Raw genomic sequence first — 15,013 nt, 5'->3', positions numbered from 1 at the left:
AACCGCACCGCGATCGGCCCCTGGGAGCAGTTCGACGTCGTGTAGGCGGCGCGCCGGGTCGCGGCGGCCGCCGCGACCCGGCTACCGGTTGAGCGCCTTGGCCAGCTGGTCCTTCGTCATCGTCGAGCGGCCCCTGATGTTGCGGCGCTTCGCCTCGGCGTACAGCTGGTCGCGGGACCCGGCCTGCTCCGCCGACCTCGTCGGGGCGGTCGGCCTGCCGAGGTCCTGCCAGCGGTCGGCGGTCATCTCGACGTCGTACCTCGCCGCCGCGCGCCGGATCCGGCGGAACGCCTCCTGCCGCTCGGTGTCGCTGGCGTCGCGCACCTGGTCGAACCGTGCGATGGCGTTGCGGACGTGCGAGGCGTCGTTGAGCGGTTCCTTGCGCAGCCGCGGGAACGCGTACGCGCTGTCGGGCATGGCGTTGCGGTCCGCGGCATCGAGCTCGTTCGAACGCTTCCTACGGGTAGCCATACCTTGCTGGTACCCACCCGGCGCCCCGCCATGCGCCGGGTGACCCGCGCGGGACCGGCCACCGCTCAGCGCGTTCGGGGCGGCGGCGCGGCATTCGCGCCGGTAGCATGCCGATTGCCGTCCGGCGGTCCCGCCGAGGGGGACCGCCGGACGGCGCCAGGTCGTCGGGCGAGCGAGCGTGCGGGCGCTACCGGCGGTCCAGATAGCGCAGCACGGCCACCACCCGGCGGTCGGTGCCGTCGGCCGGGGCGAGGTCGAGCTTGGCGAAGATGCTGCGGATGTGCTTGTGCACGGCGCCGTCGCTGACGACCAGCTTCGCCGCGATCGCGGCGTTGCCGAGGCCCTCGGCCATGAGGGCCAGGACCTCCAGCTCGCGCGGGCTCAGCCGGTCCAGGCGGGCGTCCTCGCGGGTGCGCACGAGCAGCTGCGCGACGACCTCCGGGTCGATCGCGGTGCCGCCGCCGACGACCCGGTGCAGCGCGGCCAGGAACTCCTCGACCCGGCCGACGCGCTCCTTCAGCAGGTACCCCAGCCGCGCCCCGCCGTCGGCGAGCAGCTCGGTGGCGAAGGCCCGCTCGACGTACGCCGACAGCACCAGCACCGCCAGCCCGGGCCGCCGGCGGCGGGCCTCGACGGCGGCGGCGATGCCCTCGTGGGTGTGCGTCGGCGGCATCCGCACGTCGACGATCGCCACGTCGGGCTCGTGCTCGTCGACGGCCGTGAGCAGCTCGGACGGCGTGCCCGCGGTGGCCACGACGTCGAGCGACTCGGCCCGCAGCAGCAGCGCCAGGCCCTCGCGCAGCAGCGGGTCGTCCTCGGCGATCACGATCCGCACGGCAGGGTCACCTCCAGGGTGGTCGGTCCGCCGGCCGGGCTGGCCAGCGCGAACGTGCCGTCGTGGGCCTCCACCCGGCCGCGGATGCCGGCCAGCCCCGAGCCGGCCCGCTCGTCGGCGCCGCCGGCGCCGTCGTCGGTGACGCGCACCCGCAGGCTGAGACCAGAGAAGGAGACGCTGATCGTCACGGAGGACGCCCCGCTGTGCCTGGCGACGTTGGTGAGCGCCTCGGCCACGACGTAGTACGCGGTCGCCTCCACCGACGCCGCGCACGGCCCGACCGGCCCCACGTCGACCACGCACGGCACCGGGCAGCCGGCGGCCAGGGCGCTCAGCGCGTCCGGCAGGCTCCGGTCGGCGAGCACCGGCGGGAGGATGCCGCGGACCACCGCCCGCAGCTCGGCGAGCGCCTCCTCGGCCGCGTCCTGGGCCCGGTCGAGGGCGGCCGCCGCAGTCGACGGGTCGCGGTCCAGGGCCCGCCGCGCGGCGCCGAGCAGCACGGTCACGGCGACGAGCCGGTTCTGGGTGCCGTCGTGCAGCGACCGCTCGATGCGGCGCAGCTCCGCGGCGTGCGCGTCGAGCGCCGCGGCCCGCGTGGCGGTGGGGCGGGCGATGCGCAGCGCGGTGTCGGCGGCCGGGTCCGGGGCGAGCAGCCGCCGCCCGGGCCACGCCTGCGCCGCGGCCAGCGCAGGCTCCAGCAGCAGCAGGACCACGACCCACCCGGCCCCGATGAGGGTCACCCACAGGGATCCCCGCAGATCGTGTACCACGGGAAAGCCGATCGAGGACGTCGCCTCCCCGTCCGGCAGATATTGCCAGTACAGCGGAAACGCCCCGTCCCGCACCACGCTCAGCGGCAGCGTCACCCCGGCCAGCCCGAGCAGCAGCCCCATGGTCGCGTGCAGCGGCAGCCACAGCGCCTCCCGCCGCACCACCGGATCGCCGGCGGCGGCCCGCAGCGTGCGCGGCGCGGGCCCGGCCGCGGCGAGCGGCGCGGCCCAGCGGGACAGCCGGGCCCGCTCCCGGTCGGCGACCGCGCGCAGCATCCGCAGGGCGGACGGCACCAGCAGCAGGCCCACGCCCGCCAGGCAGGCGACCGCGGTGACCACCAGCCAGGCCAGCGCGACGAGGGCGAGGACGGCGGTCGCCAGGCCGCCGGCGAGGTGCTCGACCCCGTCGAGGGCGGCCCTGACCCGGGCGCGCAGTCTGCCGCGCAATCCGCCGCGCAACCGGCCCCGCGATCCTCCGGGCGCCATGCCCACCTCCCCCGGAGACCGTACAGCGCCATGTAGTGTCACGACGTGGCGGCAGCGGGCAAGGACGACGGCGCGGAGGCCGCCGCGCCCACCCGCGTCACGATCCGCCAGGTCGCGATCCACGCCGGTGTCTCCGAGGCGGCCGTCTCCTACGCGCTCAACGGCCGGCCGGGCGTCTCCGAGCAGACCCGGGCCCGGGTCCTGGCCGCCGCCCGCGACCTGGGCTGGGCGCCGAACATCGCGGCCCGCTCGCTGGGCACCGCCCGGGCCAACGCGGTCGGGCTGGTGCTGGTGCGCCCGCCCCGCCAGATGGTCATCGACTCGTGGTTCACCCAGATGCTCAGCGGGGTCGAGGCCGAGCTCAACCGGCGCCAGATCGCCCTCGTGCTGCACCTCGTCGACGACATCGACGACACCGTCGACGTCTACCGCAAGTGGTGGGCCGGCCGGCACGTCGACGGCGTCATCCTCACGGACCTGCGCAAGACCGACCCGCGGCTCACCGCGCTGCTGGAGATCGGGCTGCCCGCGGCGGTCATCGGCGGCAGCCCCGACCCGGCCGGGTTCAGCACCGTCGACGCCGACGTGGCCGGCACCGCCGGTGCGATCGTCGGCTACCTGCGCGCCCTCGGCCACCGCACGGTCGCCCGCGTCGCCGGCACCGAGGAGCTGTTCCACACCCACCAGCGCGACGTTGCCTATACGGCGGCCGTCGAGCGGGCCGGGCTGCGATACTCGGTGCTGTACACCAACTACAGCGCGGTCGACGGCATGCGCGCCATGCGTGAGCTGATGACCGGCGCCGAGCCGCCGACGGCGGTGGTGTTCGACAACGACGTCATGGCCGCGGCGTCGCTCAAGGTCGTGCACGAGATGGGCCTGTCCGTCCCCGACGACGTGTCGATCGTCGCCTGGGACGACTCCGACCTGTGCCAGATCACCATGCCGTCGATCACCGCCGTCGAGCAGACCCCGGCGCGGCAGTCGGAGCTGGCGGCGCGGGCGCTGCTGGCCACGCTCGACGGCGGTGAGGTGCGCCACACGACGCTGCCGCCCGGCACGCTGAACCCGCGCGAGTCGACCCGCCCGCTGCGCACCGGCCGCCGCTGACGCGAACGCCGGCTCGAAGCGGTTCAGCCACAGTTGGTTGACACTGCCGAACAGTCGGCCCTACTGTCAGGTTCCCTTTACTTATCCGCTTCAGTTACGATGTCCGGCAGGAGCACCGCATGCCTGTACGCCCCCTCCACACCGGGTGGACCCTGCGCGCGATCGGCGCCGCTGAGGAGGCCGCGGAGGACGCCATGGTCGACGGCCCGGTGCCCGCCTCGGTGCCGGGGTGCGTGCACACCGACCTGCTGGCCGCCGGGCGCATCCCCGACCCGTTCCTCGACGACAACGAGGAGCGGCTGCACTGGATCGGGCGCACGGCGTGGCTGTACGAGACGACGTTCGACGCGGCCGCGGGCGACGCCGACCGGGTGCAGCTGGTCGCCGAGGGGCTCGACACGGTCGCCACCGTCACCCTCAACGGCACGACGCTCGGCCGCACCGCCAACATGCACCGCGGCTACCGCTTCGACGTGCGCGACCTGCTGCGCCCCACCGGCAACCGGCTCGGCGTGCGCTTCGACTCGGCCTACGACTACGCCGAGACGGTCCGCGACGCGCTCGGGGCCCGCCCGAACGCGTATCCCGAGCCGTTCCAGTACATCCGGAAGATGGCCTGCAACTTCGGCTGGGACTGGGGTCCCACCGTCGTCACCGCCGGCATCTGGCAGCCGATCGGCCTGCACGCGTGGTCCGTCGCCCGCCTCGCCGAGGTGCGCCCGCTGGTCACGGTCGACGGCACGACCGGCCGGGTCGAGGTCCACGTGACGATCGAGCGGGCCGGCGATCAGGGGGACCGGCCGCTGACCCTCACGGCCGCGGTGGGCGGGCGGACCGCGACGGTCGAGGTGCCGGCCGGGGCGACCGGGGCCGTGGTCGCGGTCGAGGTCCCCGACGTGCGGCTGTGGTGGCCCCACGGCCTCGGCGGCCAGCACCGCTACGACCTCGTCGTGACTCTGCAGGACGACCGCTGGGAGCGGCGGATCGGCTTCCGCACCGTCGAGCTCGACACCACGCCCGACGCCGACGGCACACCGTTCACGCTGCGGGTCAACGGCACCCCGGTCTTCGTCCGCGGGGTGAACTGGATCCCCGACGACGCGTTCGTCACCCGGGTCGACCGGGCCCGCTACGCCGAACGGATCGGCCAGGCCGTCGCCGCCGGCGTGAACTACCTGCGGGTGTGGGGCGGCGGGCGGTACGAGAGCGACGACTTCTACGACCTGGCCGACGAGCTCGGCGTGCTGGTCGGCCAGGACTTCCTGTTCGCGTGCGCGGCCTACCCGGAGGAGGACCCGATCGGGTCCGAGGTCGCCGCCGAGGCGCGCGAGCAGGTGGTCCGGCTGATGCCCCACCCGAGCCTCGTGATGTGGGTCGGCAACAACGAGAACATCTGGGGCTACCACGACTGGGGCTGGCCCGAGGAGCTGGAGGGCCGCACCTGGGGCCTCGGCTACTACCTGCGGGTGCTGCCCGGCGTCGTCGCTGCCGCTGACCCGACCCGGCCGTACTGGCCCGGGAGCCCGTGGTCCGGCGACGGTTCGCTGGAGCGGGGCCTGCACCCGAACGACCCGGCGCACGGCACGATGCACATCTGGGACGTCTGGAACCGCGAGGACTACCGCCACTACGGCAGCTACCGGCCCCGGTTCGTCGCCGAGTTCGGCTTCCAGGCCCCGCCGGCCTACGCAACGCTGCGCCGCGTGGTGAGCGACGAGCCGCTCACCCCGTCGTCGCCCGGCATCGCCCACCACCAGAAGGCGGGCGGCGGCAACGAGAAGCTCGCCCGCGGCCTGGAGGGCCACTTCCCGCCGCCGGAGACGTTCGACGACTGGCACTGGGCGACGCAGCTCAACCAGGCCCGCGCGATCGAGTTCGGCATCGCCCACTTCCGGTCGCTGCGCCCGCTGTGCATGGGCACGATCGTGTGGCAGCTCAACGACAACTGGCCGGTGACGTCGTGGTCGGCGATCGACGGCGACGGGCGGCGCAAGCCGCTGTGGCACGCGCTGCGCCGCGTCTACGCCGAGCGCTTCGCCACCCTCCAGCCGCGCGACGGTGAGCCGGCCGGTGCCCCGGCGCTGGTCGTGGTGAACGACTCGGCCACGCCGTGGCTGGCGTCGTTCGACGTGCGGCGGCTCTCCTTCGGCGGCGACCCGCGGGCCAAGGCGACCCTCACCGTCGACGTGCCGCCGGGCGCCGCGGTCACCGTGCCGCTGCCGGCCGACGTCGCCACCCCCGACGATCCGGCCGGCGAGGTGGTCGTCGCCGACACCGCCGACGCCGACCGGGCGTTGTGGCTGTTCGCGGAGGACGTCGACCTGGCCTACCCGGCGCCGGCCGCGGACGTCGCGGTCACCCCGGCGGCGGACGGCGTCGCGGTCCGGGTCACGGCCCGCACCCTGCTGCGCGACCTGACCCTGTTCCCCGACCGCCTCGACCCCGCGGCGTCGGTCGACCGCCAGCTGGTGACCCTGCTGCCGGGCGAGTCGACGACGTTCGTGGTCACCGGCCCGCCGGCCCTGGCGGCGCTGCCCCCGGCAGCGTGGTCGGCGGCGCCGGTGCTCCGCACCGCCAACGACCTCGTCCGATAGTGCGTGAACGACAGGTGACTCACAGGAAACTCTGAGGTTGCCGTAGTTCACTGTCGCGGTGTCGACCCCCGACCGTGCGGGCCACGCGCTGCGCACCTTCAACCGGTACGAGATCAAGTATCTCGTCGCGGCGAGCGAGGTGCCCGCGCTGCGGGAGGTGCTCGCCCGCCGGCTCGACACCGACAGCCACGGCGGCCCGGCCGGCTACGGCGTGTGGAGCGTCTACTACGACACCACCGGGCTGCGGTTCTACTGGGAGAAGATCGAGGGTCTGCGGTTCCGGCGCAAGCTGCGGCTGCGCCACTACGGCGACCGCTTCGGCGTCGGCGACGACACCGTCGTCTACGTCGAGATCAAGCAGCGGGTCAACCGGGTCACCCAGAAGCGCCGGGTCGCCCTGCCGTACCGGCTGGCCCGCCGCCTCTGCGACGAGCGCGCGATGGTCGAGCACACCACCGGGCAGCGGGCCTTCCTGCACGAGGTGCTCGGCCTGGTCGGCGGGCTTGACCTGCGGCCGGTCGCGATGACCGGCTACCAGCGGGAGGCGTTCGTCGGCCGCGACGCCGACCTCGGCCTGCGGGTCACCGTCGACCACCGGGTGCGCGGGCGGGACCGCGACTTCCACCTCGCCGCCGACGCCGAGAACCGGCTCATCGTGCCTGGGTCCCGGGCGATCCTCGAGGTCAAGGCGAACGACCGGGTGCCCTACTGGATGACCGACCTCGCCGGCGCGCGGAACCTGTCCGTGGTGCGCGTCTCGAAGTACTGCCAGAGCATCGAGGCCTTCGGGCGCGCCCCACGCTCGATCTTCCACGTTCCCGACGACCCGGAGCTGCCGTGAACCTCGACGTCCAGGACCTGTCCGGCACGTTCAGCGTCGGCGACATCGCGCTCGCGCTGTCGCTCGCGTTCGTGCTCAGCGCGGCCGTCGGCTGGGTCTACCGGTTCACCCACCGCAACGTGTCCTACAGCCAGTCCTACGTGCAGACGCTCGTCATCCTCGGCATGCTCATCTCGCTCATCATGCTCGTCGTCGGCTCGAACATCGCCCGCGCGTTCGCCCTCGTCGGGGCGCTGTCGGTGGTGCGCTTCCGCAACGCCATCAAGGAGACCCGCGACGTCGGCTTCATCTTCCTCGTCATGGGCGTGGGCATGGCCACCGGCACGCGGTTCTACACCCTGGCCGTCGTCGCCACCGTCGCCATCAGCCTGGTGATCATGGTGATGTACCGCTTCAACTGGTTCGCCCTCAACGTCCAGCGGCAGGTGGTGAAGGTGCAGGTGCCGCCCGACGCCGACTACACCGCCGCGATCCAGGACGTGCTGGTGCGCTTCACCACCGAGTTCGAGCTGGTGAGCATGGAGTCGATCCGCGGCGGCGCACTCACCGAATTGATGTACACGGTCCGGCTCGCCAAGGGCCGCGAGCCCGGCGCGCTCATCACCGCCCTCGGCGAGCACAACGCCGGCCAGCGGGTGACCGTCCTCACCGGGTACGACCAGACGGACCTGTGATGGTCCGGCTCCGGTTGTACTGGCGGCTGCTGGCCGCCTGCGCCGCGTTCGTGGTCGTCCTGGCCACGTTCGCCACCGCCCGGATCCGGCCGTTCGTCACCAGCCCGGGCGCCGCCGCGACCGACCGGGTCGACGTCGACGTCGCCGGCCGCGGCGACCTGTTCGACGCCGACCGGCCGCACAGCCTCCGGCTGACCTTCCGCGACGCCGACTACCAGCGGATGCTCGACGCCTACTTCACGGAGGGCGCCAAGGAGTACCTCGAGGCCGACCTCGTCGTCGACGGCGTGCTCGTGCCGAGCGTCGGGGTGCGGCTCAAGGGCAACTCGACGCTCGGCGCGCTGTCGCGCAACGGCGAGACCCGCGGTCGTTTCCCCGGTGGCGGTGGTGGTTTCGGTGGTGGCGGGTTCGCGCGGACCCCGCTGCGCGCCGAGGAGCCCGAGACGCTGCCGTGGCTGGTCAGCTTCGACCACTTCGCCGCCGGCCGCCGCTTCCAGGGCCACGAGGAGATTGCCCTGCGGGTCGGCTCCGGCGCCGTGCTCAACGAGGCGGTGTCCCTGGAACTGCTGCGGGCCGCCGGCGAGGCCGCCCAGCGGTACACCTATGCCAGCCTGAAGGTCAACGACCGGCCGGCCGTCGCGCGGCTCGTCGTCGAGCACCCCGACAAGAAGTTCGCCGAGCGGCTCGGCGCCGACGGCGTGCTGTACAAGGCGCTGAGCACCAGCCGCTTCGCCGACCAGGGCGGCGACCCGGTCGACTACGCCGACGACTTCAAGCAGGTCACCATGAAGGGCAGCCAGGACCTCCAGCCGGTCATCGACCTGATCCGCTGGGCGACCACGGCGAGCGACGCCGCCTTCGACCGGGAGCTCGCCGGTCACGTCGATGTCGAGGCGTTCGCGCGGTACGCCGCGCTGCAGAACCTGCTGCTGAACTTCGACGACATGGCCGGACCCGGCCACAACTACTACCTCTGGTACGACCTGGCCCGCCGCCGGTTCACCGTGGTCGCCTGGGACCACAACCTCACCTTCAGCGGCAACGCCGGCCAGGGCCCGTACGACGCGGCCCGCATCGGCGGCCCGCGCGGCGGCAACGCCCTGAAGGAGCGCGCCCTCGCCAGCGCGGTGTTCCGGCCGGTGTACGAGCGCGCCTACCGCGACCTCTACCGCACGCTGTTCGCGTCCGGTCTCGCCCTGTCCACGGTGGACAAGGTGGCGTCCGCGGCCGGCGGCGCCGCCGGTGCCGAGGCGGCCCGCCTGCGCGACCTGATCGCCCGGCGCACCGAGCTGCTCGCCGCGAACGAGGTCGTGCGCGGCTGACTCACTTGCCGGAGCCGGCGGTGAAGCCGTTGTAGATGAAGCGCTGCAGGAACAGGAACACGACCAGGGTCGGGATGATCACCAGGATCACGCCGGCCGAGATGACCTCCCACTGGGCACCGAACGGGCCCTTGAAGCGGAACAGCGACGTCGAGATCACGCCCAGCTCCTGCGACGGCATGTACAGGAACGGGATGTAGAACTCGTTGTAGATGGCGATGCCCTTGATGATGACCACGGTCGCGATGGCCGGCTTCAGCAGCGGCAGGATGATCCGCCAGTACACCGTGAACGGGCCCGCGCCCTCGATCGCGGCGGCCTCGTCGAGCTCGATCGGCACGCCGCGCAGGAACTGCTGGAAGATGTAGATCGCGATGATGTCGGTGCCGAGGAACAGGATGATCGCCGACCAGCGGGTGTTGTACAGCTCCAGGGCGTTGACCACCTTGAACGTCGCCACCTGCGTGGTCACCCCGGGCACCAGGGTGGCCAGCAGGAACAGCAGCACGACGAGGCGGCGCAGGCGGAACGTGAAGCGGTCGATCGCGTACGCCGCCATCGACCCGATGAGCACCGTCCCCACCAGCGACACCGCGAGGATGACCGACGTGTTGGCGAAGCCGCGCAGCATGTTGCCCTTGGTGAACGCGGTGACGTAGTTGCCGAAGTCGAAGTGGCTCGGCAGGTCGAACGGGCCGGTCGTGGCGAACTCGTCGTGCGTCTTGAACGACGCGAGCACCAGCACGACCGGCGGCAGCAGTACCACGACCGAGGCGGCGACGAGCGAGAGGTACTTCCCCGCGACGGCCAGCGTGCGGATCATGACAGGTCCACCCTCTCGTCGGGCGCGACCCGCCGCTGCACCCACGTCACCAGCAGGATGATGAGCAGCAACACGACCGCCATCGCGGAGGCCAGGCCGAGCTTGTAGTACTTGAAGGCCATGTTGACCGTCTGGATCACGAACGTCTCGCTCTCGTTCGCGCCGCCGGTCATGATGAACGGGATCTCGAACACCGACAGCGAACCCGAGACCGCCAGGATGAACGACAGCCCGACGACGGGGCGGATACCGGGCAGGATCAGGTGGCGGAACTGGTCCCAGCGGTTCGCGCCGTCGAGCTCGGCGGCCTCGTAGAGGTGCGCCGGGATCGACTGGATCGCGCCGAGGAACAGCACGAAGTTGAGGCCGAGGTACCGCCAGACCGACGTCCCGGCGAGCGAGTAGTTCACGACGTCGGGGTCGCCCAGCCACTGCTGCGACAGCGAGCCCAGGCCCACCGAGGACAGCGCCGCGTCGAGGGTCCCGCCCGGCTGGAAGAAGAACAGGAAGATCATGCCGATGGCGACGCCGTTGATGAGGTACGGGAAGAAGATGATGCCCTTGAACAGGTTCCGCAAGCGGGTCTGGAAGCTCAGGATCGTGGCGAAGTAGAGCGCGAGGACGATCTGCACGACCGAGGCGCCGATGTAGTAGAGGCTCACCTTGAGCACGCCGAACAGCTCGGGCCGCGTGGCGATCTCGACGTAGTTGTCCAGGCCCACGAACTCCTGGGTGGGGCTCAACCCGTCCCAGGAGGTGACGCTGTACCAGAACATGTTCACCACCGGGATGTAGGTGAACACGACGAGCAGGGTGAGCGGCACGAGCAGGAAGACGTACGGGGTGCTTGCCCGGCGCCGGGGCCGGCCGTGCCGGCGGGCCCGCGCCGGGGCCTCGGGTCTGGTGGCGGTGAGCATCTGTGGCGACTCTCCAGCAGCCTCGCGCGGGCGGGGGCGGCCCGCCCGCGCATCGACGAAGGTTACTTGAGTTTGGCCCGGGTGTCGGCCCACTTCTTGTTGAGGTCGGCGAAGATCTGGTCCTTCGACTGGTTCTTCGCGCCGCGGGCCGCGTCGACGATGCCCTGACGGTACTTGCCGTCGTAGAGGGCGATCTCGGCCGCGTTGCCGATCTTCTCGGCCAGCCCCTCCTCGCCCTTCGGCGCCGGGTTGAACTCGATGAACTCGGTCTGCGCCGCGGTCAGCCCCTCCAGGGTCTTCGGCATGCCGGCCGACTTCAGCGGCGAGACGCCGCCCTGGTCGGTCGCGTAGTTCGACTCGTCGGCGAACCAGTCGACCCAGGCCCGCGCGGTGGCCTTGTTCTTGGAGTGGATGTTGACCGCGTTCTTGTAGTCGCCGCTGACGACGGTGTGGAACTTGCCACCGGTCTGGTTCGGGAACGGCCAGTAGCCGATGTCGTCCGCGCTCGGCGCGGCCTGCTGCATCTGCACGATCGACCAGGAGCCGAGCATCATCGTGGCGATCTTGCCGGTGCCCAGCAGGCCCTTCGACTGCTCCCAGTTCGTGGTCGTCGGGTCGGCCTCGGTGTACCCGGCCTTCACCGCGTCGTACAGCAGCGAGTCGATGATGAAGTGCTCCTTGCCGGCCGCCCACGGGCTGTCGTCCTTGCCCAGCTTGATGGCCGCGTCGGGGTCACCGGAGACCGAGCCGCGCGAGCCCTCCCACTGGCCGAGCGGCCAGCCGTCCTTGTAGTTCGTGTACAGCGGGGTCGCGCTCGTCTTCTCCTTGATCGCCTTGAGCGCGTCGAGGAACTCCTGCGGCGTCTTCGGCGGCTGCGTGACGCCGGCCTGGGTCCAGATCTTCTTGTTGAAGACGTACCCCTGGGCGTTGCCGGTGATGGCCAGCCCGTACACCTTCCCGCCGAAGGTCTGCTCGTTGCGCACGAAGCGGTACTTGCCCTGCAGCTCCTCGACGCTGCCGAGCGGCTCGAAGAACGCGGGGAGCTGGTCGGCGTTGACGGAGTTGGGGATGAGCAGGACGTCGCCGTAGTCCTCGGTGTTCATCCGGACCCGGACCTCGCCCTCGTAGTCCGTGATGGCCTCGAACTTGACGGTCGTCCCGGGATACTTGGCCTCGAACTTCTTCTTGTAGTCCTGGAAGACCGTGTTCACGATGTCGGTGCGCTGCGTCAGGACGGTGATCTCACCGCCGATCTTGCCGTCGTCGCCGGCGTCTTCGCCGCCGCACCCGGCGAGCGCGAGTGCGGCGGCGGCCAGTGCCAGCAGCCCGGCGAGGGGTTTCTTCACGTCGATTCCTTTCAAGGGGGTGTTGGAAGTCGGCGCGGTGAACTGAACCGGATAAGTTCCATCAACGTAGGTGCGCGCTCTGATGCTGTCAATGGCGGGCCGGGCCGCCCTGGGCGTGCATCTGAACCGCGTAACAGGGGAGGATGGGAAGCGTGATCAGCGTCGAACTCGCCCACGAGCTGCGCGCCGCCGGCCTGGTGTGGGACCCCGCCCCGGGCGACCGGTTCGGCATCCCGGACCGCGGCCTGGACGACCAGGCCTTCGTCCTCAGCGACATGATCATCCAGATCCACGAGGTCCCGCACGGGACGGTGATCGGGTTCAACGGGACGACGGAGTGGGCGCTCGACGACATCGAGCGCGACGAGGCGATCTGGTTCCCGCGCGAGGACCAGCTGCGGTCGCTGCTGGGCGAGGGGTTCCGCCGTCTGGAGCGCGCGGGCGACGGCTGGCGGGTGACGGTGGACGGTCAGCCGGACGCGCTGGGCGCGACCCCGGAGGACACGTACGCGCTGGCCGTCCTGCGCCGGCTCAAGCCCCCGTGACAGGTACTGACAGGGTGGTTGACTGACGGTTGACCTGGACTGACGCTGCGCTGTTGTTGTCTGTCAGTGCGGAGTTCATCTTGGCATCCCGGCATTTACCGCCATCTACGCCAATCGCCCCCGCGGTGTCTGTCAAAGTGGCGGGCGTGTCGGTCATCGGTGCCCCTCAGCTTGTCGGCCGTGACGCCGAGCTGGCCGTCCTGCGCCGGCTCGCCGACGGGGCCCGGGGCGGGCACGGGGCAGCCGTGATCCTGCGCGGCGAGGCCGGCATGGGGAAGAGCGCGCTGCTGGCCGCCGTCCACGCCGAGCTCGGCGGGCTCGTCGTCGCCGGCTGCGCCGGGGTGGACTCGGCGGGGCGGATGCCGTACGACGGGCTGCGGCGGCTGCTCCAGCCCGTCCTTCCGCACGCCGGTGAGCTCGGTGCGCAGCACCAGGAGGCGCTGCGGGCGGCGCTCGGGCGCCACGACGTGGAGCCCGCCGTCTACGCGGTCGCGCTCGCCACCCTGGAACTGCTCGCCGAGGCCGCGCCCGTCGCGCTGCTCGTCGACGACCTGCACTGGGTCGACCGGGCCACTCGTACCGTGCTGTCGTTCGTCGCCCGGCGCATCGGTGACCTGCGGATCCTGGTCGTCGCGGCGACCGACCCGCGCGGCGGCGAGACGCTGCCGGGGCTGCCCGTGCTGACGCTCGCCGGGCTGGCCCGGCCGGACGCCGAGCGGCTCCTCGACGGCGCCGTGCCGGGGCTGCCGGCGGGTCCCCGGGCCGCGGTGCTCGACCGGGCCGGCGGGAACCCCCTCGCCCTCGCCGAACTGCCCCGCGCGCTGCGCACGGCCGGGGCGAGTGTTGCCGAGGGGAGCGCGGGGACGGCGGCCGACCGGCAGAGCGCCGCGCCGCTCGCCGACTGGCTTGAGGCGGCCTTCGCCGCGCGGGCCGGGGCGCTCAGCCCGGCCGCCCGGGCCCTGCTGCTCGTCGCGGCGGCCGAACCGGGATGCGACGCCGGGCGGCTGCGGCTCGCGGCGTCCGCGCTCGCCGGCGAGGCCGTCGGCGCGGCGACGGTGCAGGAGATGGCCGGCGCCGACCTGCTGCTCGCCGCCGGCAGTGAGCTGCGGTTCCGGCACCCGCTGGTGCGCTCGGCCGTGTACGCCCGGGCCGGCGTCGCCGAGCGGCTCGCCGCGCACGACGCGCTCGCCGAGGTGCTCGGGGACGACCCGCACCGGCAGCTGTGGCACCGGGCCGCTGCCGCCGCGGGGGCCGACGAGGGGCTCTCGCTGCGGCTGGAGACGTTCGCGGCCGGGCGGGCCGACGGGCTCGCGCTCGCCGCCCTGCGCCGGGCCGCAGAGCTGACCCGCGACACCGGGCGCCGCGTCGGGCTCCTGGTCAAGGCCGCCGAGCTCGCGGCGAGCGTGGGCGCCCACGCCGAGGCCGCCGCGCTGGTCACCCAGGTGGAGCAGGGACAACCGCTGGAGCACCCCGAGCGGCGGGGACGGCTGCTCAGCCTGGCCGAGACCGTCGCGTTCGAGCCCGACGGGGGAGCGCCCCGGATCCAGGAGCTCGTCGCCGCCGCCCGGGCGAGCGGCAGCGGCGACGTCGGCGCCGAGCTGCTCTGGCAGGCCGGGGCCCGCTGCTTCTTCCTCGCCGGCGGTGCCGCCGAGCGGGCCGCGGTCGCCGACGCGCTCGACGTGCTGCCCATCGGGCCCGACGACGGGCGGCGGCTCACGATCCTCGCGTACAACGCGCCCGACGCCCACGGCGCCGACCTGCTGCGCCGGCTCGCCCGGCAGGCGCCGCGGGGGGTCGAGGAGCTGCGGTACCTCGCCAGCGCCGCGTTCGTCCTCGGCGACCTGCCCCGCGCCTCCCGGTGGCACGCCGGCGCGGCCGACGCGAGCCGCGCGCAGGGCCTGCTCGGCTCGCTCGCCCGGACGCTCGGAGTCGGCGGCTGGGGACGGATCTGGCTCGGGCAGCTCGACCGGGTCGTCGCCGACTCGTTCGAGGCGTGCGAGCTCGCGGTCGAGACCGGCGAGCACGTCGCCGAGATGTTCGCCCGCACCAACCTGGCCATGGTCGCCGCGCTGCGCGGTGACGCCGGCGACGCGGAGGTACACCTCGCCGGGATCGAGCACATGTCGCTGCCCGGCGGCCTGCACCAGGTCCGGGCCCGGCTCGCGCTGCTCGACGGGCGGCCCGGCGACGCGGTGCTGCTGCTGACGGAGGGGTTCGCGGCGGGCGGGCACCGGGCGTGCGACGTCAGCTGGCCGCCGGCCCGCACCCGCGAGGCGCAG

General features: G+C 72.9%; 13 protein-coding genes. 7 read left to right on the top strand and 6 right to left on the bottom strand.

Translation table 11 applies throughout. The annotated features are described in order from the left end of the window. Positions 1 to 81: 81 nt before the first annotated feature. From ABZS66_RS54620 to ABZS66_RS54610, 3 genes are all read right to left on the bottom strand, one after another. A complete protein-coding gene (locus ABZS66_RS54620) occupies positions 82 to 471 on the bottom strand; it encodes a DUF6582 domain-containing protein (RefSeq protein ID WP_354771695.1) in 390 nt (129 codons plus the stop codon). Positions 472 to 658: 187 nt separating this feature from the next. Then, entirely contained in the window at positions 659 to 1,306 is a 648-nt protein-coding gene (locus ABZS66_RS54615) for a response regulator transcription factor (protein WP_354771693.1), read from the bottom strand. Next, positions 1,294 to 2,562, bottom strand: a complete 1,269-nt coding sequence (locus ABZS66_RS54610) for a sensor domain-containing protein (protein WP_354771691.1) — start codon at positions 2,560 to 2,562, stop codon at positions 1,294 to 1,296. The genes ABZS66_RS54615 and ABZS66_RS54610 overlap by 13 nt, the downstream gene beginning before the upstream one ends. Before the next feature lie 45 nt (positions 2,563 to 2,607). Here ABZS66_RS54610 and ABZS66_RS54605 point away from each other — a divergent pair, with 45 nt between their 5' ends. The 5 genes from ABZS66_RS54605 (at position 2,608) to ABZS66_RS54585 (ending at position 9,103) form a co-directional block, all read left to right on the top strand. Continuing rightward, complete coding sequence (locus ABZS66_RS54605) at positions 2,608 to 3,672, top strand: LacI family DNA-binding transcriptional regulator (RefSeq protein WP_354771689.1); 1,065 nt, start codon at positions 2,608 to 2,610, stop codon at positions 3,670 to 3,672. 119 nt (positions 3,673 to 3,791) lie between these two features. Next, positions 3,792 to 6,266, top strand: a complete 2,475-nt coding sequence (locus ABZS66_RS54600) for a glycoside hydrolase family 2 protein (RefSeq protein ID WP_354771687.1) — start codon at positions 3,792 to 3,794, stop codon at positions 6,264 to 6,266. A gap of 58 nt (positions 6,267 to 6,324) precedes the next feature. Next, entirely contained in the window at positions 6,325 to 7,107 is a 783-nt protein-coding gene (locus ABZS66_RS54595) for a polyphosphate polymerase domain-containing protein (RefSeq protein ID WP_354771685.1), read from the top strand. After that, complete coding sequence (locus ABZS66_RS54590) at positions 7,104 to 7,781, top strand: DUF4956 domain-containing protein (RefSeq protein WP_354771683.1); 678 nt, start codon at positions 7,104 to 7,106, stop codon at positions 7,779 to 7,781. Before ABZS66_RS54595 ends, ABZS66_RS54590 begins: the two co-directional genes overlap by 4 nt. Further along, positions 7,781 to 9,103 carry a CotH kinase family protein gene (locus tag ABZS66_RS54585; RefSeq protein ID WP_354771681.1) on the top strand — a complete coding sequence of 441 codons (1,323 nt, stop codon included), beginning with the start codon at positions 7,781 to 7,783 and terminating at the stop codon, positions 9,101 to 9,103. The genes ABZS66_RS54590 and ABZS66_RS54585 overlap by 1 nt, the downstream gene beginning before the upstream one ends. A gap of 1 nt (position 9,104) precedes the next feature. Here the strand turns inward: ABZS66_RS54585 and ABZS66_RS54580 are convergent, their stop codons facing one another. From ABZS66_RS54580 to ABZS66_RS54570, 3 genes are all read right to left on the bottom strand, one after another. Then, the gene (locus ABZS66_RS54580) at positions 9,105 to 9,926 is read right to left on the bottom strand and encodes a carbohydrate ABC transporter permease (protein WP_354771679.1); all 822 of its coding nucleotides are present in this window, start codon (positions 9,924 to 9,926) and stop codon (positions 9,105 to 9,107) included. After that, on the bottom strand, positions 9,923 to 10,843 hold the full coding sequence (locus ABZS66_RS54575; RefSeq protein WP_354771677.1) for a sugar ABC transporter permease: 921 nt from the start codon (positions 10,841 to 10,843) through the stop codon (positions 9,923 to 9,925). Before ABZS66_RS54575 ends, ABZS66_RS54580 begins: the two co-directional genes overlap by 4 nt. A 62-nt stretch (positions 10,844 to 10,905) precedes the next feature. Then, a complete protein-coding gene (locus ABZS66_RS54570; protein ID WP_354771675.1) occupies positions 10,906 to 12,189 on the bottom strand; it encodes an ABC transporter substrate-binding protein in 1,284 nt (427 codons plus the stop codon). A 152-nt stretch (positions 12,190 to 12,341) separates the two neighbouring features. Between ABZS66_RS54570 and ABZS66_RS54565 the strand changes: the two genes are divergently transcribed. After that, entirely contained in the window at positions 12,342 to 12,734 is a 393-nt protein-coding gene (locus ABZS66_RS54565) for a pilus assembly protein CpaE (RefSeq protein WP_354771673.1), read from the top strand. Positions 12,735 to 12,880: 146 nt separating this feature from the next. Further along, a partial coding sequence (locus ABZS66_RS54560; protein ID WP_354771671.1) for an AAA family ATPase occupies positions 12,881 to 15,013 on the top strand: 2,133 nt, incomplete at its 3' end.

Source organism: Dactylosporangium sp. NPDC005572, from assembly GCF_040605515.1.
In the GTDB taxonomy this organism is placed as follows: domain Bacteria; phylum Actinomycetota; class Actinomycetes; order Mycobacteriales; family Micromonosporaceae; genus Dactylosporangium.
The sequence above is the reverse complement of the archived record's forward strand: the minus strand, read 5'-3'. Positions and strand labels throughout refer to the sequence as shown.